Below are 21,119 nucleotides of genomic sequence, written 5' to 3'. Positions count from 1 at the left end.
TGTAAATTTTAACTGCTAATTTTTAGTTAATTCAAAACAACAAGTATCATATTCTCAAAATCACTAATTATATTTACTAGCTTTATACCAAAACCAACAAACACATGCGCAAATTATTCTTCATCCTTTTTATTGCCTTCACTACCTCAACTTTTATTACTGCCCAAAATATTCAAACACCAAGTGAATTTTTAGGCTATGAGATTGGCACACAATTCAGTCGTCATCATCAAGTGGTTGACTACTTTAAAGCCGTTGCTGAAGCGGTTCCTAATCAAGTAAAGCTTGAGCAATATGGGACTACCTATGAGCGCAGACCATTGTATTTGGCTTATGTATCGAGTGAAGCTAATATGCGTAATCTTGAAACCATAAGAGAAAACAACTTAAAAAATACAGGCTTGTTAGAAGGCACACCAAGTTCTACTGATGTTGCCATTGTTTGGTTGAGCTATAATGTTCATGGTAATGAAGCGTCTAGTACTGAAGCTTCTATGCTAACACTTTACAAGCTCCTAACGCAACGTAAAGATTTATTGGAGAACACGGTTGTGATTATTGATCCGTGCATTAATCCAGATGGTCGCGATCGTTATGTAAATTGGTATAATGAAACCGCAAGCCAACCATACGACATCGACCAACAAGCCAGTGAACATAAAGAACCTTGGCCAGGTGGACGACCAAACCATTATCTTTTTGATCTCAACAGGGATTGGGCATGGGCAACACAGGTTGAAACCCAGCAACGATTACAGGTCTATAACAAATGGATGCCGCATATTCATGTCGATTTTCATGAACAAGGACCAAACGAACCCTATTATTTTGCCCCTGCTGCAGAACCGTTTCATGAAATCATCAGTGATTGGCAACGTAATTTTCAGACGCAAATAGGTCAAAATCACGCCAAATATTTTGATGCTGAAGGCTGGTTGTTTTTTACCAGAGAACGCTTTGATTTGTTTTACCCGAGCTATGGTGATACCTATCCAACATACATGGGAGCGATTGGTATGACCTACGAACAAGGTGGACATGGCATGGCAGGACTTGGTATTTTAAATGACGAAGGTGAGGTATTAACCTTAGTAGATCGCTTAACGCACCATACAGTAACAGGACTTTCAACGGTTGAAATTGCTTCAAAAAACGCCAAACAACTGAATACGGAATTTGCTAAGTTCTTTGACAATTCCAACTTGAAATATAAAAGCTATGTCGTAAAAGGTAACGCTGACAAATTAAATAGCCTAAAAGACTTACTCAACAAACATGAGATTACGTTTGAAAATGCTAGTGGCTCTAAAGTGTCAGGATATAATTATGCCTCTGGTCAACAAAGTAGTATGAACGTTAATAAAGACGCAGTAGTAGTCCATACCAACCAACCCAAGGGAAAAATGGTAAAAGTATTGTTTGAACCCAATGCTAAACTAGCAGATTCACTCACCTATGATATTACGGCATGGTCAGTACCTTACGCTTATGGATTAGATGCCATTGCGAGTACATCTAAAGTAAGTAGTAGCGAAATGTTTGAACCTAAAGCACTGAAAATTCTATACGAGGCTTATGGTTATGTGAGCAAATGGAATTCTATAGACGACGCCCAGTTTTTAGCAGACTTACTAAAGCACGATTTTAAGGTGAGGTTTACCGAAAAACCATTCAATTCAAACAATTCAAATTTTGAAAGTGGTTCTTTGATCATCACCAGAGGCGACAATAAGCACATTGAGGATTTTGTAGGCAAACTAAATACCATTGCCCAAAAACATAAACGCTTTTTAACGCAAATTAATTCTGGCTTTTCCCAAACCACTCCAGATATTGGTTCGCCTGATATTAAACTCATCAACAAACAAAAGGTTGCCATACTTTCTGGTGAAGGAACGTCATCTTTAAGTTATGGCGCTATTTGGCATTTCTTTGAGCAACAATTACATTATCCTTTAACCTCTATAAATACAGACGATTTCAGCCGAACAAATCTCAGCAAATACAATGTATTGATAATGCCTAATGGTTACTATGGAAGTGTACTCAATGATGACAATATGAAAAAATTAAAGGATTGGGTACGTGCTGGTGGAAAAGTCATCGCCATTGATGGTGCCCTTAGAAGTTTTGCTGGCAAAGACGGCTTTTCTTTAAAATATAAAGAATCGGAAAAGACACCAGATGAAAATAACTTAATACCTTATGCTGAGCGCGAACGCGAGTACACCAACAACCTTATTACAGGTGCTATATTCAAAACCAAAGTCGATAACACACATCCAATGGCATTTGGTTATGATGATAATTACTTTACGCTAAAACTAGGAAGTTCAGCTTATAGCCTTTTAGATGGTGGCTACAATGTCGCTCACTTGGATAATACTAAAGTGTATTCAGGTTTTGCTGGTAAAGGTGCATTGAGTGAACTGAACAATACTTTGGTTTTTGGTGAAGAGCGTATGGGAAGCGGTAGTTTTATCTATTTTGTGGATAATACCATGTTTAGAAGTTTTTGGGAAAATGGAAAACTGTTTTTAGTGAACTCCGTTTTCTTTGTTAATAATAATGCTTATGAACTTTAAATACGACTCTACTGATAGGTTGCTAACTATTGAAAACCTTATGATGTCTCCTTGCTGAGCATTTCGACTGCATTCAATGCGACATCAAGTTCAATTAAAATTTTAGAATAAAATCAATCAACTATATATAATGAAACATCTTAAATCACTTATCCTAAGCCTTTTTGTTTTAACAGCACTTTATTCCTGTAAACAAAACGAAACCAAAGACACCACACCAGAATTTAAAGTGGATTACGAAAAATTTACTTTAGATAATGGCCTACAAGTTATTCTTCATGTAGATAGATCCGATCCTGTGGCAGCTGTAGCCTTAACTGCTCACGTAGGTTCTGCACGAGAGAAAGAAGGCAGAACCGGTTTTGCACATTTGTTTGAGCATTTATTATTCTTAGAATCCGAAAATCTGGGCAAAGGCGGACTCGACCAAATGAGCGCACGTATTGGTGGCTCTGGTGCTAATGGTTCAACAAGTAGAGATAGAACAAACTATTTTCAAACCGTACCAAAAGATGCTTTGGAAAAAATGATTTGGGCAGAGGCCGATAAATTGGGATACTTCATAAATACGGTAACCGAACCCGTTTTGGCAAAGGAAAAACAAGTAGTTAAAAATGAAAAACGTCAACGTGTAGATAATCAGCCTTATGGACATAATTCCTATGTCATAAACAAAAACCTTTACCCTGAAGGGCATCCTTACAGTTGGGAAGTGATTGGGTCTTTGGAAGATTTACAAAACGCAACTTTAGCCGATGTTAAAGAGTTTTTTAGACGTTGGTACGTGCCTAACAATGTAACATTAACCATTGCAGGAGATATTGATGTGGAGCAAACCAAAGCTTGGGTGAAAAAGTATTTTGACGAAATTCCACGTGGAGAAGACATTCCAAAAATTGAAAAACAGCCTGTTAATTTAAAGTCGTCTAAGCGTTTATATTACGAAGATAATTTTGCAAGAGCACCAAGATTAACCATGACCTGGCCAACGGTTTATCAGTATCATCCAGATTCTTATGCACTAAGTGTATTATCACAATATTTAACCCAAGGAAAAAAAGCACCACTTTATAAAGTTCTTGTAGAAGACGAGCAACTTACCAGTAATGTTAGGATGTATCAAAATTCATCTGAAATTGCTGGACAATTAGCATTAAGTGTTACTGCTTTTGATCAAACGGATTTAAATGACGTGGCTTCGGCTATTCAAGACGGTTTTAAGGATTTTGAAAACAATGGTATTTCAGAAAAAGACCTCAACCGTATCAAAGCTGGGCAAGAAACCAACTTTTATCAAGGCCTTTCAAGCGTTTTAGGCAAAGGTTTTCAATTGGCTCAGTATGAAATCTTTGCTGGCGATCCTGGCTTCATTAATCAAGATGTAAAAAATATACTTGCAGTGACTCCAGAGGATGTAATGCGAGTTTATAACACCTACATTAAGAATAAAAACTATATCGCAACCAGTTTTGTACCTAAAAATCAGAAACATCTGGTATTGGACAATTCGCAATTGGCCAATGTTGTGGAGGAAAAAATAGTCGAAGGCGCGGAAGAAAGTTTCGACCCAAGTGTTGTGGCCACTTACGAAAAAACACCAAGCAGTTTTGATAGAAGTGTAGAGCCTCCTTATGGCGAAAGTCCAGAGCTGAACATTCCAGAGGTTTGGAAAGAAGAACTATCATCTGGTATTAAAGTCTATGGTATTGAAAATGATGAAGTGCCTTTGGTTCAATTCGAAATGCAGATTGCTGGTGGTCTTTTATTAGAAAATAAGGATAAAGTTGGTGTCTCTAATCTTTTAGCTAATCTTATGACCAAAGGCACTAAAAATAAAACTCCAGAAGAGCTAGAGAATGCCATTGAAAGTTTGGGCGCCAGTATTTATGCGTATGCTACAAGCGATAATATTACCATTTCTGGCACCACCTTATCTAAACATTTTGATGCCACAATGGATTTGGTTACTGAGATTCTTTTAGAACCACGTTGGGATGAAAAAGAGTTCGATTTATTGAAGCAAAGTACTATAAGTGGTATTCAACGTAGTAAAGCCAATCCTAACAGTATTGCTGATAATGAATTTTCAAAATTGCTGTATGGAGACAGCAATATTTTGGCATACAACAACAATGGTACTGAGGATTCGGTCAATAGCATTTCAATAATGGATCTGCAATACTATTACAATACCAATCTCACACCAAATCTGACCAATATGCACGTGGTTGGTGCTATTTCACGAGAAAAAGTGGTCAATGCCTTGCAAAGCATCAATAACAATTGGGAAGTAAAAGATGTTGCTTTACCAGAATTACCAATGCCTTTATACCCTGAAAAATCCACAGTTTATTTCTACGATGTGCCAGATGCCAAACAATCCGTAATCCGTTTTGGTTATCCTGCTTTACAAGCTACGCACAGGGATTATTATCCTGCAACGGTTATGAATTACAGACTTGGTGGCGGAAGTTTTGCCTCACAACTCACACAACAACTGCGTGAAGGCAAAGGTTATACCTACGGTATCAGTTCTAGATTTAATGGCACTGCTCACGAAGGCTATTTTAGAATAGGTAGCGGTATTAGAACCAATGTCACTTACGAAGCGACAAGTCTAGTAAAACAGATTTTAGAAGATTATGGCAAAAATTACAATCAGGAAGACTTAGATGTTACTAAAGGCTTTACCCTTAAAAGTACTGCCAGAGCTTTTGAAACCCTAGGAGCAAAACTCAACATGCTTAGTAACATTAGCAACTATGGTTTAGATGACGATTATGCCAAACAACGCCAAGCAATAGTAAGTGAAATGACCGTTGAAGATATAAAAGCCTTAGCTGAAGATTATATTAAACCCAACCAAATGATTTATTTGATTGTTGGTGATGCTGCTACCCAATTGGATAAACTGGAAGGTCTTGGATTTGGGAAGCCTATATTGTTAAATCACAAAAATCTTTGATAAATCATAGATGGCTTAACAATTTTTAACAGTTTTGAACTTGACTTTTTCAAAAAGGCTTCTTTAATTTTGAGACATGTATAACTTTTAAAATTTAAATTATGAAAACTATTCTTAAAGGTTTCCTTTTTTGCATCGTATTCACTTTGTTTTTTATTAGTTCATACGGCCAAGAAAAGGAAAGTTTTGAATCCGTGAAATCCAAAGAAATTGTTTTTGATAAAATAAACCCAATTAAACTTGACGTGAAGTTTCATCAACATAATACAGGTGAACTTGTTATTTCATTAAATGAAAAAAATAAAAAAACCTTTAATTATTTTGTGATTCAGTACGAAGGTCAACTAGATAATGCTCCACTTATTAATGACCTATACAATGTCACTTTAAAAAGCAACTACTTACATTTAGAAAATTCAGATAAAAATTTAATTTTTACGCTCGACGATAAAAAAATTGTCGATTTAGATGACGATCAAGTACATTATTTTTCTGTCTACGGAATATCAAAACGCTTTACCGGTGAGAAACAAATCAGTATTTCGCAAATAAAAACAGGTTAAACTACTTTCATTGTAAGAAAGTGTGTTAGGTGAATGCTCAATTGAAAGCGGCTCACCAATACATAGAAAAGTCACATTACGCGATGTGACTTTTTTTGATTAACCAATTTCACTACCTTTAAGAACTAATTAAAAATCAAACGATTATGAAACTAGGAGCATTTTCTGTAAGCCTTGCCGTAAAGGACATTAAGGCATCAAAAACCTTTTATGAACATTTAGGGTTTTCGGTATTTGCTGGTAGTTTAGGACAAAACTACCTCATCATGAAAAACGAATCCACATTGATTGGTCTGTTTCAAGGTATGTTTGAAAACAACATTCTTACCTTTAATCCTGGTTGGGACCAAGATGCCAATACGTTAGAGCAATACGATGATGTGCGTAAGATTCAAGAGCATTTAAAATCAAAGGATGTTTTATTTGCAAGCGAAGTTGAAACCGATTCCGATTCAGGTCCTGCAAGTTTTGTGGTCCTAGATCCAGATGGCAATGCTATTTTGGTAGATCAGCATATATAGTTCAATTGTCAGGTTGAGCGCAGTCGAAACCTTTTTTGTACCTAAGTTTAAAATTCTAAAACCATGTCAAAACCAGATTTTTCAGATATAAAGGCCATGTACATTAATTGTACATTAAAAAAGTCACCTCGCATGAGCCATACACAAGGCTTAATAGATGTTTCAAAAAAAATAATGAAAAAGGAAGGTGTGCAAGTTGAGGAAATAAGGTTTGTAGACCATGATGTGCCACCAGGGGTTTATCCCGACATGACAGAATATGGCTGGGATAAGGATGAATGGCCAAAACTATTTGAGCGTATTTTTGCAGCAGATATCTGCATTATCGGCACACCAATTTGGTTGGGAGAAAAATCATCTGTAGCCACTAAACTTATAGAGCGTTTTTATGCCATGAGCGGTAAACAGAATGACAAAGGGCAATATCTGTTTTACGGAAAAGTTGGTGGTTGCATTATTACAGGTAACGAGGATGGCATTAAACACTGTGCCATGAGTATTTTATATGCCTTACAACATATTGGCTATTCCATACCACCACAAGCAGATTGCGGTTGGATTGGAGAAGCAGGTCCTGGACCAAGTTATCGCGATGAGGAATCTGGTGCTAAGGACAATGATTTTACCAATAGAAATACCACATTTATGACATATAACCTGTTGCACTTGGCCAAAATGCTAAAGGAAAATAACGGTTATTCTGCTTACGGAAATTCTCGCGAGGAATGGGACGATGGTACGCGTTGGAATTTTGAAAACCCAGAATATCGTTAAATTATGACTTGGGACGACGCACTAAAAATATATGATGATATTACAGAAGCCTGTAACGGTTTTGAACGCAAAGGAAAAAAGATGATTTATACCTCATCTAACGGTTATATGTTTACCCTGTTGAACAAGGATGCCGAAATTGGTCTTCGTTTACCAAAGGATGAAGCGACTAAGTTTATGGAACAGTATAGTACTGGTCATTATTATTCCTACGGTGCTAAAATGAAAGATTATGTCTTGGTACCTGAATCACTTTGGGAAAACAAAGCACTAATGGTCAACTATTTTGAACAGAGTTTTGCTTATGTTAATAGTTTACCACCAAAATAAAATTTCAAAACTATGAGCGACGCACTACAAACCATGATTAACAATATGCCAGAGAAGACTGGTAAGTCATTAGAAGAATGGAAGAAAATTCTAAAAGCAAAAGCCTTTACCAAACACTCTGAAGGCGTAAAGTTTTTAAAGACAGAACATGGTGTAACCCATGGCTTTGCTAATACCATTGTTACACTTTCTAAAGACGACAATAACTCTAATGAGGATTTGGTAACCAATCAATATAAAGGCAAGGAAACCCTCTTCCCTATTTACGAAAAGCTTTTGCCCATTGTTAAAGGTTTTGGAAATGATGTCACTGTCACTCTAAAAAAGACAAGTGTCAGTGTTATAAGAAAACGTCAATTCGTTCTTATAAAACCAGCCACAAAAACACGAATTGATTTAGGCTTAAAATTACCTGATAAACCAACTACAGACCGCCTTGGTAATTCAGGACCATTTGGCACCATGTGCACACATAGAGTGCAACTAAATTCTGTTGAAGATGTAGATGATGAATTGATTGGCTGGATGCGCGAGGCTTACGAAATGGCAGAATAATAACTTTAATGAAAAGGGTAGGTATTCAATGGATTGTAGAAAATGTAGAAAAGTCAGTCGACTTCTACTCTAAACAACTTGGTTTTGAAATCGATTTTATTGGAGAAGGTCCAAAATTTGCTATTCTGAGTCGTGATAATTTTTCAGTAATGCTTAGGCAATTAAAAGAGTCTGGACATATACAACCAAATCGAATTCCATTTATTAAAGCAGGTTGGCATACCAAAGTACAGGGAGCATGGGATTGCTACATTTGGGTACAAGACGCAGATCAACTCTATGAAGAATTTAAAGCCAAGCGTGTTTCAATACTAAAGCCTATTCAAGATACTGAATATGGCAACAGAGATTTTGAAATTGAAGATATTGATGGCTATATTCTATGTTTTGGACATACTATTGATTAGATATACCATTTTTTAATTGCACATCTGTCTTTTTCGTATAGTCATATGTCATTTTGTAAATATTTTAAACAATTGATTTTCATTAATTTAATTATTTTAGTCCACCTTTTGTCCAACCCAATTCTTAGTGTGTCCACTTAATGTCCGCTTGATTTATTTTACTCTAAGCACTTCTTAAAATAAGTTTGTGGTGTCATTAATTAATGGCAAACCAGTTTTGTGGTGCCTTGCACTGGATTAGGCTGCAGACGTCCAGTTGCAAGTCGCTACCAAAACAAAAGTTAAACCACAAAACACAAACATTATGAATTTTTCAAAAAAAAATCACGAGCACCTAAGGCTTAATATTATATATGTGAGTAAAAATATAATTGGCTTTTTGATTATCATTACTTTAATGACTATTATGGTTTCATGCAGTAATGAAGACAGCGATAGTTTTATTCCAAGTGCCTCAGACATTTTACAAACTATAGACGAAAATCCAACTGAAGGACAATCTCTTGGTACCGTAGCTACAAATCTAACAGGAACATTATTATATAGTATTTCTAGCCAAACAGCAAATGGAGCATTTGCTATAAATAGTACAACAGGAGAAATATTTGTTAATGATCCTTTAAAGTTTGACTATGAAATCAATCCGCTTATACAAGCTACAATCTCAGTTACTAATTCTGTTGATACTGCAACATCGAGTGTACTAATTTCATTAAACAATATTGATGATATATTTTCATTTTTAAACACCTCACAACAAGCTTATATAAATGCTCAGAATGGTGAGTGGATACAAGTAACTGAAGATGAATATAATTTGCTTGCAACAGCATTATATTTAGTTGAAAAAACGAGTACTTCAGACGAACATTATAACACTAGTGAATCAATAAGTTATGACTCTGGATATTATACATATTCAAATAATAATGGTGTTGACATCGCTCCTTTACAATACGTATTTGCTATAAAATATAAAGGTGATGATGATAATGTAACGGATGCTAAGGTTAAGATCTCTAGTAATTCCGTCAGTGAGGGATTTATTGACTTAGGCCAAACTTTACCAGAACATAATGCTGGTGATAAATATTTTGTTTTAAAAGGAAATTCGCAAAATTTTAATTCAACATCTTATTTGGGTATCTCTGGACGACTAGCCTATGTAAACTTAGCGGATCATAACTTTAAATATAGGTTTGGTGATAGCGAAGATCTAACAAGTGATTGGACAGGCATTGCTTTATATCAAGGTTTAACTACAACTGTAAAGCAATGGGACTAATTTTAATTTACAAGTTATTTAGTTGGTTGTTAAAGAGCAGGCGCAAGCCTGCTTTTTTCTAAGCAATAACCTCACCATATAAATCGAAGTCTTCCCCCTCAATCACTTTTATGGTTGCAAATTCACCTGTTTTGAGATAGGTTTTAGTGGCATCAATCAATACTTCGTTATCAACGTCTGGTGAATCATACTCGGTACGACCAACAAAGTAATTACCTTCTTTTCTGTCTATGACCACTTTAAACTCCTGTCCTATCTTAGCTTGATTCAATTCCCAAGAAATCTGGGATTGTATTTCCATGATCTCGTTAGCACGCTGCATCTTTATCGCTTCTGGTACATCGTCTTCAAGATTATAAGCATGTGTATTTTCTTCATGCGAATAGGTAAAGCATCCTAAACGCTCAAAACGCATCTCCTTGACCCATTCTTTCAAAATTTCAAAATCTTCTTCCGTTTCACCAGGATAACCAACGATAAGTGTAGTTCTGATGGTCATTTCAGGAACTTTTGCTCTAAATTCCTTCAATAGTTTTGTGGTCTTTTCTTTTGTAGTTCCACGACGCATACTCTTTAAAATAGCATCTGAAATATGTTGTAAAGGAATGTCTAAATAGTTGCAAACTTTAGGTTCGCGCTTCATGACATCTAAAACATCCATCGGAAACCCTGTTGGGAATGCATAATGCAAACGAATCCATTCGATGCCTTCAACTTTAACAAGATGTTCGAGTAATTCGGCCAGATTTCGTTTTTTGTATAGGTCTAATCCGTAGTAGGTTAAATCTTGAGCGATAAGAATAAGCTCTTTCACTCCATTAGCAGCTAACTTTTCTGCTTCTACAACAATGTCTTCAATCGGAGTACTTTTATGCTTACCTCGCATCAACGGAATGGCACAAAAACTACAAGGTCTGTCGCAACCTTCAGCAATCTTTAAATAAGCATAGTTCTTTGGAGTTGTTGTAAGTCTTTCCCCAATGAGCTCATGTTTATAATCTGCACCAAGGGCTTTTAATAAACCTGGCAATTCCGTTGTTCCGAAATACTGATCTACATTCGGGATTTCTTTTTGTAAGTCTGGCTTATAGCGTTCGCTTAGACAACCAGTCACAAAAACCTTATCAACTTCGCCTTCTTCTTTCTTCTGCATGTAGTGCAATATAGTGTTTACACTTTCCTCCTTGGCATTGTTGATAAAACCGCATGTGTTTATAACCACAACATTACCTTCTTGTTCGTGCACCACATCTTTGCCACTAGCTTTAAGCTGTCCCATCAACACTTCGCTATCGTAAACATTTTTACTACAGCCAAGGGTAACGACATTAATTCTATTTTTCTTTAAGGTTTTTGTACGCATGCTTTTTGTAAATCAGTCTGCAAAGATACATAATGATTTACGATATGCGATTGTAGAATTTAGATTGTTGAAATTGCTAATTATAATCCTTTGGCGCCTTACGTGCTTTAGAAGCCTGTTCATACACATAAGCCCATTCCAATAATTGCTTTTCTTGAAAAGGTTTGGCTATAAAAGTTAATCCTTTAGGTTCACCTTTTTTGGTATAGCCCATCGGAACGGTCAACGCAGGATATTCCGCCACAGCAGCAAAACCAGCATGGTAGTTGTTTATGGACAAGAAGCCATTTAAATTATGGGCTTTCATAGGTATATCAAAATATTGTCTGCCATTGGTTTTTAAAGTATCCTTGATACGCTCCAAAAACTCTTCATCGCCTGTATCATCGGCTATACCTTGAAAAAGCTTTTGACCATAAGGCATGGTATTTAAAGAATCTTTAATGTTATAAGCCATCATATCAGATACAGTTCTTTCTTTGATATTTTTATTGGCGTAACTTTCCATATAGACTGGTAAATCCTTCTTCATATCTAGATTTAAAAGCCGAATAAAATTCGGCAAGCCTAATTTTTCTTCTTCAATTTCAACGATTTCCGCACCTTGTTGTTTTAAAACTTCTAGTGCGTTTACATACAAAGTGTCTTCTATGAGTCGTTTTGGAGCGCCGAATCGTTTGCCTTTTAGAGCATCCATTGAAGGTTTTTCAAAATAACCAAAAGATGTATTGAGGTTAACGGATTTTGTGTCTGAATTATCATAACCATAAATTGCACTGAGAACTATTCCTGCATCTCTAACAGATCTGGTAATAGGACCTGCTGTATCCAAAGTAGATGAGATTGGTACAATACCACTTCTACTTACTAAGCCAATAGTCGGTTTTAAACCAACAACCGAATTCTGACTCGCTGGTGATAAGATAGAACCAGCTGTTTCGCTTCCAATTGCCGCTGCACTAAAGTTGGCAGCAACAGCTACACCACTACCCGAACTTGACCCTCCTGTATCCATAATTCGTCTTCCATAAGGATTTAGAGTTTGTCCACCAATCGCTGAATAACCACTTGGGCAATCACCGCAGAAAAAATAAGCCCATTCACTTAAGTTAGCTTTGCCAAGTATTAAAGCGTCATTAGACATAAGTTGTTTTACAATAAAGGCATCATCAGTTCTATTATTTTTTAAAGCTACAGCACCTGCTGTAGTTGGCATATCTGATGTATTTACATTGTCTTTTATCAGAATTGGCATTCCGTAAATAGGATGCTTATTCATTCCTCTATCTTTAAAATTTTGATCCTTTTGCTTTGCTGATTCAATAACATTCGGATTTATAGCAATTACCGAATTCAATGACAATGGATTTTCTCTATCAAACTTTCTTATGCGATAGAGATAGAATTTGGTAAGTTCTTCATAGGTAAACTTATTGCGTGTTCTATTGACTTGCAGCTCGGTAATATCTTTCTCTAAAACATATTGCTTTAAGCGATTGTAATCTGCTTCAGTAAAATCTTCTATTTGTGGATTGATGTCTACCCAAATGTTTGCTTTGGTGAGATTTCTGGAATCCAGTACTTTAAACTCCCTAAAGTCTTTGGTTGAAATGGCACTTAGGTCTGAGTCGGCTTCAACCTCAGTATTATCAATTTTGGTTTTTGAAGCTTCAGTCGGAGTCTGAGGGTCATTGGACTTTGAATCTTTGCAGGAAAAAATGAATAGGAAAATGAATAGAAAATAAATGTGACGCATGGTTGTATTTTTTATAAAAATACGAAAACAATTAATGTTGAAATGGATTGTTATGCATCAAAAAATCATGAATATTGCTCGTGAAAATGAAGAATAGAATAATTATACCAAACAACACGGTTACTTTTTGAAGATTGTATTCTTGCCTTCTCAAAAATAGAATACAGACTACAGCAATAATTGTAAAGAAAATAATAACAGTAAATGGTACAAATGAAGCGTAGTAAAATAACTGTTTAGGAATAAGCGGATTTTGAAACATTGATATCGCATTAGACACAATATTCCATGAATTACCAATAACAACCAATGCTGATATGAATAAACTTAACAGGTAAGATTACGTAATATTACTTTTGGATTTGATTGAAAATAATTATTCAACTCAATGAGATTCCTTTTTAAAAAGGAATTTGTTACTTAAAAAAAGAATCCACAAACTCATACTTATTAAAGACCTGCAAGTCTTCAATACCTTCTCCTACTCCAATATACTTTACAGGAATTTGAAACTGGTCTGAAATTCCAATTACCACTCCACCTTTTGCTGTTCCGTCTAATTTGGTTACTGCCAAAGACGTCACTTCAGTAGCTGCCGTAAATTGCTTAGCTTGCTCAAAAGCGTTTTGACCAGTAGAGCCATCTAAAACCAATAACACATCATGTGGTGCATCACCAACCACTTTTTGCATCACGCGTTTTACTTTGGTGAGCTCATTCATAAGGTTGACTTTGTTGTGTAATCTACCAGCCGTATCAATGATAATTACATCTGCATCTTGATTAACACCAGATTGCACCGCATCAAATGCCACAGAAGCTGGATCAGAACCCATTTTCTGTTTTATCATTGGCACATCTACACGATCTGCCCAAACTTGTAACTGGTCTATTGCCGCAGCTCTAAACGTATCTGCTGCACCAAGAACTACCTTTAAGCCTTTCTTTTTAAACTGGTATGCTAGTTTACCTATAGTTGTGGTTTTACCAACACCATTAACACCAACTACCATAAGTACGTATGGTGTTTTTTGCCCATTTTCTTGAGCTGGTAATTCTGGAATTTTATATTCTGTTTCTTCTCCAGAATTGGTTTCAGATAAAAGACCTGCAATCTCTTCTCGAAGAATTTGGTTGAGCTCTGAAGTTCCCAAATACTTATCCTTAGCCACGCGCTCTTCAATACGCTCAATAACCTTAAGGGTAGTATTGACTCCAACATCACTAGTTACTAAGACCTCTTCAAGATTATCTAAAACGTCATCATCTACTTTAGATTTTCCTGCAACGGCTTTATTTAATTTATTGAAAAAAGTGGATTTAGATTTCTCTAAACCTTTATCTAGGGTTTCTTTCTTTTCGGAAGAGAATATTTTTTTAAAAAAACTCATGTTATTGTTTAGTCGTTTTTCGTTTAGTCGTTCTTTAATGCGTTAAAGATAAAGCGATATGTTTGAGTTCTTCCTATCTTTTTTTTCGGGAAGCGACTCACAAAAGCCTAACCTGTTTCCTGCAAGGTTTATTAAAACCTTGTAGATACTAAATTAACGCCTAAAACCCAACACAACAACCTTGCCTTTAATAGTTTACTGCTAGTTTGTCAGATTTGCTCAAATATAGCCATAAAAAAACTGCTTTCAAACGAAAGCAGTTTTGTAAATCTACAATATAATTGCAGCTTATTTCTTGTTTAAAAAGTCATTGACAAATTCTGGTGCCATCACTGATTCTACGAACATATACGATCCAGTTTTTGGTGATTTCACCATTTTAATAGCTTTTGTCAATCTTTTTGATCCTGTCTGTAAAGACGCTACTGATTTCTTTGCCATACCTCTGCGAGTTATTTGACATTTTCACTTAAGTGAAAATCTCTAATTATTACTTAATTTCTTTATGAACTGTCATACGCTTAAGGATAGGATTAAATTTTTTAATCTCCATACGGTCTGGCGTATTCTTTTTGTTTTTCGTTGTAATATATCTTGAAGTTCCTGGTTGACCAGAAGCTTTGTGCTCTGTACACTCTAAGATAACCTGTATTCTATTTCCTTTCTTTGCCATTGTAAATTGACTTAAGCGCTACGCTATTATTTGTAAAATCCTTTTGCTCTAGCTTCTTTTAACATTGCACTGATACCAATTTTATTGATAGTCTTTAATGCAGATGTAGAAACTTTTAATGTTACCCATTTATCTTCTTCAGGAATAAAAAAACGCTTCTTAACCAAGTTGGCGTTAAACTTTCGTTTTGTTTTATTCATAGCGTGAGAAACATTGTTTCCAACCATCGCTTTTTTCCCAGTAAGTTCACAAACTCTTGACATCGTTCTCTTATTATTTTAAAACAGGGTGCAAATTTAGTAAAACTTTATGTTTCAACAAACATAAAACTCTACTTTTTCAAAATTTCTTTTTGAAGCATTTCAAAGGCTTTATTCGTCGCTTTCATAATCACTTTATCACGATGATTGCCAAAATTAAAAACTTCCGAATATACCTTGTCTTCATTGGCAACAGCAATCCAAACCGTGCCTACCTCTGCATCAGAATCTCCTTTTGAAGGACCTGCGTTTCCTGTAGTGCTTATACCATAATCCGAATTAAACATCTTTCGAACATGGTCTGCCATAGCCTCAGCTACTTCTTTACTCACCACAGAATACGACTCTATATCTTTCTTAGGAACGTCTAAAATATTTACCTTAGACTCAGTAGCATAACTTACGATACTACCTTTAAAGTATTTCGATGCTCCAGCATTAGCTGTAATCGCTTTTGCAATTTGTCCACCTGTACAGCTTTCTGCAACGGCAATTGTTTTTCCTAATTCGGTTAATTGCTTACCAACAATAGCTTCTAGTGAAATATCCTCTTCAAAACCCACAAAAATGTCTTCAATCTGAGGCAATACCAATGCTATTTGTTTTTCGAGCTCGGCATCTAGCATGGCTTTATCTAATGTAATACCAGATAAACGCAAACGAACACGTCCCAAATTTGGTAAATACGCCAATTTTATAAAATCTGGTAAGGCGTCTTCCCAAGCCTCTATCCTATTGGCTATAGCACTTTCTCCTAAGCCATAGGTTAAAAGCGTTCTGTGTTTTATATAAGGGAACTTGAATTTTCTTCTTAATGCTGGTATAACCTCATTAGTAATTAATCCTTTCATCTCATAAGGCACACCTGGAAGCGATACAAATACCTTTTTATTTTTCTCTATCCACATTCCTGGTGCTGTACCAAACTGGTTCATCAATACTTTTGCTTTTGAAGGCACCTGCGCTTGCCTGCGGTTTAAATCTGAAATTGGTGTACTGATATATGTTGAAAACAAATGCTCTATGTGTGCAAGAACGTCTTTGTTTTCAACTAAGGTGTCGTTAAAATATTCGCAAATGGTATGTTTGGTGATGTCGTCTTTTGTAGGCCCTAATCCACCAGTGACAATTATAATGTCAGCATTATCCTCTGCTTCCTTGAGCGCTTTAAGAATATGATTTTTATCGTCTTGTACGGATGTAATTTGGTAGATAGATATCCCTACCTTATTGAGCTCTTTTCCTAAAAATGCCGAATTTGTATCAACAATCTGTCCGATAAGGATTTCATCTCCAATGGTAATAATTTCAGCCGTCAATGGTTAAGGGTATTTTAATTAAAAATCAAATTTAAGACTATATAGTATTTTATTCATTAAATTTAAAGGATAATTATTCCAAAATTTATCAGTTATGACTAACCAACTCACCTTTAAAACTTTAGTAAAACTTGTACTTTGTTGCATCATACTGTTTCAATGTCAAGAAAAGAAGGAAAGTAAAATCGAAGAAATAGCGGAAGTAGAAAACAGCTTAAAACCAGATTTCACAATCACCAAGGAACAAACACACAATAAATTTAGCAGCTCCATCCCACCAATTCTCACAGTAAAGTCAGGTGCTATCATTGAAGCTTATACGGAAGATGCAAGTGATGAACAGTTTAATTTAAATTCTACTATTGAAGATTTAGCAAATCTTGATTTTGAACCCATCCATCCCTTAACTGGACCTGTTTATGTTGAAGGAGCTCAACCAGGTGACGTATTAAAGGTAACATTACATGAGATTGAGTTAGGAGATTGGGGTTGGAATGCCATCTACCCAGGCTTTAGCTTTGTCGCTGATTCCATTAAGGGTGAATACCTGAGGATATACGATTTAAAAGATGACAAAACTAAAGTTAACTTTAATGATTCCATACAATTACAACTCAATCCATTTCCCGGAGTAATGGGAGTAGCTCCCGCAACACAAGAGCTGTTGAGCACCATTCCACCAAGAGCAAGTGGCGGAAATATGGATGACCCAAACATGACGGTTGGCACTACGGTTTATTTTCCTGTCTTTGTTGAAGGAGGATTGTTCTCTATTGGTGATGGACATGCCGTACAAGGTTTAGGTGAAGTTTGCGGTACTGCCATAGAAGTTCCGTTAAGAATAATCTACGAAATTGAGTTGATAAAAGACAAATCAATGAAAGAGCCTCAGTATGAAACCAAAGATTATTATGCCACCACAGGATTTGGAACGACCATCGATAGTGCTGCAAAAAAAGCAACACTCTACATGGTAGATTATTTAATGAAAGAACACAAACTTAGTGAACATGAGGCCTATGCTTTATGTTCTTTAGCTGGTAATCTTAAAATAGCTGAAACTGTAGATTTACCACACATGCTTGTAACCATGCACATGTCTAAAGAAGTCTTAGGGATAAAATAATTATAAATTAAAATCTGCTTTAATCTCATTCGTCGCGTTTTCTACAGCGGTCAACACGATTTGAAGTTGTGCATCTACATTCTCGTCGGATTTTTCAAACTTTCCCCAATCTTGCACTTCTATGAGTTTATCTAAAATACCAAGCTCAAACAAATCTACAGTTGGTTTCATTTTATGTGCTGCCTGATATGTTTCGTAGAAATCGCCTTCTGGCACAGCTTTTCTTAATCGCTCAGCATCTTCTGGAACTTCTTCTATAAAAGCTGCTGCCAATGCCATAACGAAATCTTCGTCGTTATCGGCCATTTCACGTACACGATCTAATTTATAATGTTTTGCCATTTATTTAATTTTAATTGAAAACATTTCTTGGTCTTCAATATATCCTTTTAATTTATCGTTTGCAAAAACCTTACCAACTCCGGCTGGTGTGCCAGTAAAGATAATATCTCCAATTTTTAAAGTAAAATATTTTGACACATATTCGATGAGTTCATCAATCTTCCATAACATCAATTCCGTATTTCCGGATTGAACAACCTCATCATTTTTCTTTAAACTAAAATTGATGTTATCTATATTCTGAAACTGGGTTTTGGGCAACCACTTTCCTATAACTGCTGCGCCATCAAAGGCTTTGGCCTTTTCCCATGGTAAACCTTTGGCTTTCAATTGCGCTTGAAGGTCACGAGCTGTAAAGTCTATTCCAAGACCAATTTCATCGTAATATTTATGTGCAAATTTTTTATCGATGTACTTACCTACCTTTTTGATTTTTACCAAAACTTCAACTTCATGATGTACATCGTCTGAAAACTCTGGAATAAAAAACGGTTGCTTCTTCAACAAAATTGAAGTATCTGGTTTTAAAAACACCACAGGATCTGTTGGCTTTTCATTTTCTAATTCTTTAATATGGTCAGTGTAGTTGCGACCTATGCAGATGAGTTTCATTCTAGATTATTAGATTGTTGAACTTCTAACTTAGTTTATTATTAAACTGTCTCAACTTAATTGCAGTTAACACTTTTTTGGTATACAACGGAAAATCGGCATTGAGTAACCAACCAAAATAGCCAGGTTCTTGCTCCATAACATCAACAACACGCTTTCCCTTGTGCTTGCCAAAAGAAAAACACTCTTCGCCTTTTTTATTGAAAATGAGAAAGCCAGCAAAATCGGCAAACTTCTTGCGAGAACTGAAATCCGCTAAAAACTTAGTATCGTTTTCAAGATTATCGTACTTGGACAATTGCGCTTTTAAAACTTCGTAAGTCGCTTTAGTATCCGCTTCAGCGCTATGGGCATCATCTAAATTTTTGTCACAATAGAATTTATAGGCTGCGCTCAGTGTACGCTGCTCCATTTTGTGAAAAATGGTCTGCACATCTACAGCAACTCTATTTTTCATATCAAAATCTACCTCGGCACGTAACATTTCCTCTGCCAATAGCGGAATATCAAAACGGTTAGAATTAAAACCACCTAAATCTGAGTCCTTAATCATGTTGTGCACATCTTTGGCAATGTCCTTAAAGGTTGGTGCGTCGGCAACATCGTCATCAGAAATCCCATGCACTAATGTCACTTCGGGCGGAATCGGAATGGTCGGATTCACCTTTTTTGTGTAGGTTTCCTCTTTGCCATCAGGATGCACTTTGAGAATTGATATTTCTACGACCCTGTCTTTAGATATGTTGATTCCTGTAGTTTCCAAATCGAAAAAACAGATGGGTTTGTTAAGGTTGAGTTGCATGTGCTATTAATTTGTGCAAAGGTAGTTAGAATAAGTAGAATAGCATTTAACCAAATGAAAAAAAGCACAGTCCTTAAACTGAGCTTTTAATTATATGTGAGATGCTGAAACAAGTTCAGCATGACAATTATCTAAATTTCTCTATTCACATCCCAAGCCTCTAAATAATCCTTAACGGCTTTTACAAACTGTCCACCTAAAGCGCCGTTAACCACTCTATGGTCATAGGAATGCGATAAGAACATCTTGTAACGGATACCTATAAAATCACCTTGCGGAGTTTCTATAACCGCTGGTACTTTTCTAATGGCACCCAATGCTAAGATTCCAACTTGTGGTTGATTAATAATTGGAGTTCCCATAATGCTTCCAAATGTACCTACATTCGTCACAGTATAAGTTCCACCCTGTATATCATCTGGGCTTAATTTGTTTTCTCTGGCTCGACTAGCTAAATCATTAACTTTTTTAGCCATACCCAATAAGTTAAGTTGATCGGCATCTTTAATTACTGGCACAATTAAATTACCATCCGCTAAAGCAGCAGCCATACCTAAATTGATATGCTTCTTTTTAACGATACTGTCTCCCTGTACCGAGATATTTATCATTGGATAATCCCTTATGGCTTTAGCCACAGCCTCCATAAAAATTGGAGTAAAGGTTAGGTTTTCCCCTTCACGCTTTTTAAAACTGTCTTTGTGCTTGTTTCTCCAGTTCCAGATATTGGTGACATCGGCTTCTATAAACGACTGAACATGCGCAGATGTCTGCACAGAATCTACCATGTGCTTGGAAATGAGTTTGCCCATACGGCTCATTTCTATAATTTCGTCTTCACCTGAAGAAACCGTAGGTGCTGGAGCAGGTTTTTCTGCCTCTTTACTTTTTGGTGGTTGGACTGTATTTTGAGAAGCCTCTTGCTTTGGCGCTTCAGGTTTAGCTGAAGAAACTGGTGCAGAACTTCGAGATTCTAAATAACTCTTTATATCGTTTTTGGTTACACGTCCGTCTTTGCCAGTACCTGGAACACTATCGAGTTCCGCTTGAGACATACCTTCTTTTTTGGCAATATTCTTTACCAATGGAGAATAGAAACGGTCTCCTGAAGACACTACTGGTTCTACAGTTTCTTTAGCAGCAACCACTGTTTGTGCTACTTCTGCTACAGCTTTAGGAGCTTCTTCTTTTACTGGTTCTGCAGCTGGAGCTTCATCATCTGCAGTGGCTCCACCTTCTATTTCAATGACAGCAATGGTTTGTCCAACTTTTACAACATCATCAACTTCGAATAATTTTTCTACCAAAACTCCATCAACTTCACTTGGTACTTCACTATCTACCTTGTCCGTAGCAATTTCCAAAACTGCTTCGTCAGCTTCAATAGTATCTCCTACATCTTTAAGCCAAGAGGTTATAGTTGCTTCCGCAACACTCTCTCCCATCTTAGGTAACTTAAGTTCAAACTTTGCCATATCTTTAATTTGAAG

General features: G+C 36.1%; 21 protein-coding genes. 10 read left to right on the top strand and 11 right to left on the bottom strand.

Annotated features, from left to right (window positions below):
• The first annotated feature begins 104 nt into the window (after positions 1-104).
• The 9 genes from SIB89_RS14175 (at position 105) to SIB89_RS14135 (ending at position 9,985) form a co-directional block, all read left to right on the top strand.
• Positions 105-2,585 carry a M14 family metallopeptidase gene (locus SIB89_RS14175; RefSeq protein ID WP_412560281.1) on the top strand — a complete coding sequence of 827 codons (2,481 nt, stop codon included), beginning with the start codon at positions 105-107 and terminating at the stop codon, positions 2,583-2,585.
• A 130-nt stretch (positions 2,586-2,715) separates the two neighbouring features.
• The gene (locus SIB89_RS14170; protein WP_412560280.1) at positions 2,716-5,550 is read left to right on the top strand and encodes a M16 family metallopeptidase; all 2,835 of its coding nucleotides are present in this window, start codon (positions 2,716-2,718) and stop codon (positions 5,548-5,550) included.
• Between the two features lie 101 nt (positions 5,551-5,651).
• Positions 5,652-6,113, top strand: coding sequence for a hypothetical protein (locus tag SIB89_RS14165; protein ID WP_155089347.1), 462 nt, complete (start codon positions 5,652-5,654; stop codon positions 6,111-6,113).
• Positions 6,114-6,259: 146 nt separating this feature from the next.
• Complete coding sequence (locus tag SIB89_RS14160) at positions 6,260-6,634, top strand: VOC family protein (protein WP_412560279.1); 375 nt, start codon at positions 6,260-6,262, stop codon at positions 6,632-6,634.
• Positions 6,635-6,697: 63 nt separating this feature from the next.
• Positions 6,698-7,408, top strand: coding sequence for a flavodoxin family protein (locus tag SIB89_RS14155; RefSeq protein WP_412560278.1), 711 nt, complete (start codon positions 6,698-6,700; stop codon positions 7,406-7,408).
• Between the two features lie 3 nt (positions 7,409-7,411).
• Positions 7,412-7,738 carry a hypothetical protein gene (locus tag SIB89_RS14150; RefSeq protein ID WP_412560277.1) on the top strand — a complete coding sequence of 109 codons (327 nt, stop codon included), beginning with the start codon at positions 7,412-7,414 and terminating at the stop codon, positions 7,736-7,738.
• Positions 7,739-7,750: 12 nt separating this feature from the next.
• Positions 7,751-8,293: a DUF4287 domain-containing protein gene (locus tag SIB89_RS14145; RefSeq protein WP_412560276.1), complete on the top strand. Its 543-nt coding sequence runs from the start codon at positions 7,751-7,753 to the stop codon at positions 8,291-8,293.
• Positions 8,294-8,301: 8 nt separating this feature from the next.
• Entirely contained in the window at positions 8,302-8,700 is a 399-nt protein-coding gene (locus tag SIB89_RS14140) for a VOC family protein (RefSeq protein ID WP_412560275.1), read from the top strand.
• A 304-nt stretch (positions 8,701-9,004) separates the two neighbouring features.
• A complete protein-coding gene (locus SIB89_RS14135; protein WP_412560274.1) occupies positions 9,005-9,985 on the top strand; it encodes a cadherin repeat domain-containing protein in 981 nt (326 codons plus the stop codon).
• Between the two features lie 58 nt (positions 9,986-10,043).
• Here the strand turns inward: SIB89_RS14135 and rimO are convergent, their stop codons facing one another.
• From rimO to SIB89_RS14100, 7 genes are all read right to left on the bottom strand, one after another.
• Positions 10,044-11,348, bottom strand: a complete 1,305-nt coding sequence (rimO, locus tag SIB89_RS14130) for a 30S ribosomal protein S12 methylthiotransferase RimO (protein ID WP_412560273.1) — start codon at positions 11,346-11,348, stop codon at positions 10,044-10,046.
• 76 nt (positions 11,349-11,424) lie between these two features.
• Positions 11,425-13,104: an amidase family protein gene (locus tag SIB89_RS14125; RefSeq protein WP_412560272.1), complete on the bottom strand. Its 1,680-nt coding sequence runs from the start codon at positions 13,102-13,104 to the stop codon at positions 11,425-11,427.
• 416 nt (positions 13,105-13,520) lie between these two features.
• The gene (ftsY, locus tag SIB89_RS14120; RefSeq protein ID WP_155089339.1) at positions 13,521-14,495 is read right to left on the bottom strand and encodes a signal recognition particle-docking protein FtsY; all 975 of its coding nucleotides are present in this window, start codon (positions 14,493-14,495) and stop codon (positions 13,521-13,523) included.
• A 288-nt stretch (positions 14,496-14,783) separates the two neighbouring features.
• Positions 14,784-14,936 carry a DUF4295 domain-containing protein gene (locus SIB89_RS14115; protein WP_155089338.1) on the bottom strand — a complete coding sequence of 51 codons (153 nt, stop codon included), beginning with the start codon at positions 14,934-14,936 and terminating at the stop codon, positions 14,784-14,786.
• 49 nt (positions 14,937-14,985) lie between these two features.
• The gene (rpmG, locus tag SIB89_RS14110; protein ID WP_008271040.1) at positions 14,986-15,168 is read right to left on the bottom strand and encodes a 50S ribosomal protein L33; all 183 of its coding nucleotides are present in this window, start codon (positions 15,166-15,168) and stop codon (positions 14,986-14,988) included.
• 26 nt (positions 15,169-15,194) lie between these two features.
• On the bottom strand, positions 15,195-15,431 hold the full coding sequence (gene rpmB / locus SIB89_RS14105; RefSeq protein ID WP_008271039.1) for a 50S ribosomal protein L28: 237 nt from the start codon (positions 15,429-15,431) through the stop codon (positions 15,195-15,197).
• Between the two features lie 68 nt (positions 15,432-15,499).
• Complete coding sequence (locus tag SIB89_RS14100) at positions 15,500-16,747, bottom strand: competence/damage-inducible protein A (RefSeq protein WP_412560271.1); 1,248 nt, start codon at positions 16,745-16,747, stop codon at positions 15,500-15,502.
• A gap of 94 nt (positions 16,748-16,841) precedes the next feature.
• On the opposite strand from SIB89_RS14100, the gene SIB89_RS14095 reads away from it, so the two are divergent.
• Positions 16,842-17,873: an acetamidase/formamidase family protein gene (locus SIB89_RS14095; RefSeq protein WP_412560270.1), complete on the top strand. Its 1,032-nt coding sequence runs from the start codon at positions 16,842-16,844 to the stop codon at positions 17,871-17,873.
• On the opposite strand, the gene SIB89_RS14090 is transcribed toward SIB89_RS14095, so the two are convergent.
• The 4 genes from SIB89_RS14090 to SIB89_RS14075 form a co-directional block, all read right to left on the bottom strand.
• On the bottom strand, positions 17,874-18,215 hold the full coding sequence (locus tag SIB89_RS14090) for an Hpt domain-containing protein (RefSeq protein ID WP_412560269.1): 342 nt from the start codon (positions 18,213-18,215) through the stop codon (positions 17,874-17,876).
• Complete coding sequence (locus SIB89_RS14085; RefSeq protein ID WP_412560268.1) at positions 18,216-18,827, bottom strand: fumarylacetoacetate hydrolase family protein; 612 nt, start codon at positions 18,825-18,827, stop codon at positions 18,216-18,218.
• Positions 18,828-18,852: 25 nt separating this feature from the next.
• Positions 18,853-19,629 carry an exonuclease domain-containing protein gene (locus tag SIB89_RS14080; protein ID WP_412560267.1) on the bottom strand — a complete coding sequence of 259 codons (777 nt, stop codon included), beginning with the start codon at positions 19,627-19,629 and terminating at the stop codon, positions 18,853-18,855.
• 131 nt (positions 19,630-19,760) lie between these two features.
• Entirely contained in the window at positions 19,761-21,104 is a 1,344-nt protein-coding gene (locus SIB89_RS14075) for a dihydrolipoamide acetyltransferase family protein (protein WP_412560266.1), read from the bottom strand.
• Between the last annotated feature and the right edge of the window lie 15 nt (positions 21,105-21,119).

Source organism: Winogradskyella sp. MIT101101, assembly GCF_047126865.1.
Classification (GTDB): Bacteria; Bacteroidota; Bacteroidia; order Flavobacteriales; family Flavobacteriaceae; genus Winogradskyella; species Winogradskyella ouciana.
The sequence above is the reverse complement of the archived record's forward strand: the minus strand, read 5'-3'. Positions and strand labels throughout refer to the sequence as shown.

Coding starts and splice junctions, on each gene's coding strand:
- SIB89_RS14170 (WP_412560280.1), top strand. CDS start 2,716: ATGAAACATCTTAAATCACTTATCCTAAGCCTTTTTGTTTTAACAGCA.
- SIB89_RS14115 (WP_155089338.1), bottom strand. CDS start 14,936: ATGGCAAAGAAATCAGTAGCGTCTTTACAGACAGGATCAAAAAGATTG.
- SIB89_RS14140 (WP_412560275.1), top strand. CDS start 8,302: ATGAAAAGGGTAGGTATTCAATGGATTGTAGAAAATGTAGAAAAGTCA.
- SIB89_RS14090 (WP_412560269.1), bottom strand. CDS start 18,215: ATGGCAAAACATTATAAATTAGATCGTGTACGTGAAATGGCCGATAAC.
- SIB89_RS14150 (WP_412560277.1), top strand. CDS start 7,412: ATGACTTGGGACGACGCACTAAAAATATATGATGATATTACAGAAGCC.
- rimO (WP_412560273.1), bottom strand. CDS start 11,348: ATGCGTACAAAAACCTTAAAGAAAAATAGAATTAATGTCGTTACCCTT.
- ftsY (WP_155089339.1), bottom strand. CDS start 14,495: ATGAGTTTTTTTAAAAAAATATTCTCTTCCGAAAAGAAAGAAACCCTA.
- SIB89_RS14155 (WP_412560278.1), top strand. CDS start 6,698: ATGTCAAAACCAGATTTTTCAGATATAAAGGCCATGTACATTAATTGT.
- rpmG (WP_008271040.1), bottom strand. CDS start 15,168: ATGGCAAAGAAAGGAAATAGAATACAGGTTATCTTAGAGTGTACAGAG.
- SIB89_RS14165 (WP_155089347.1), top strand. CDS start 5,652: ATGAAAACTATTCTTAAAGGTTTCCTTTTTTGCATCGTATTCACTTTG.
- SIB89_RS14125 (WP_412560272.1), bottom strand. CDS start 13,104: ATGCGTCACATTTATTTTCTATTCATTTTCCTATTCATTTTTTCCTGC.
- SIB89_RS14095 (WP_412560270.1), top strand. CDS start 16,842: ATGACTAACCAACTCACCTTTAAAACTTTAGTAAAACTTGTACTTTGT.
- SIB89_RS14075 (WP_412560266.1), bottom strand. CDS start 21,104: ATGGCAAAGTTTGAACTTAAGTTACCTAAGATGGGAGAGAGTGTTGCG.
- SIB89_RS14080 (WP_412560267.1), bottom strand. CDS start 19,629: ATGCAACTCAACCTTAACAAACCCATCTGTTTTTTCGATTTGGAAACT.
- SIB89_RS14160 (WP_412560279.1), top strand. CDS start 6,260: ATGAAACTAGGAGCATTTTCTGTAAGCCTTGCCGTAAAGGACATTAAG.
- rpmB (WP_008271039.1), bottom strand. CDS start 15,431: ATGTCAAGAGTTTGTGAACTTACTGGGAAAAAAGCGATGGTTGGAAAC.
- SIB89_RS14145 (WP_412560276.1), top strand. CDS start 7,751: ATGAGCGACGCACTACAAACCATGATTAACAATATGCCAGAGAAGACT.
- SIB89_RS14175 (WP_412560281.1), top strand. CDS start 105: ATGCGCAAATTATTCTTCATCCTTTTTATTGCCTTCACTACCTCAACT.
- SIB89_RS14135 (WP_412560274.1), top strand. CDS start 9,005: ATGAATTTTTCAAAAAAAAATCACGAGCACCTAAGGCTTAATATTATA.
- SIB89_RS14085 (WP_412560268.1), bottom strand. CDS start 18,827: ATGAAACTCATCTGCATAGGTCGCAACTACACTGACCATATTAAAGAA.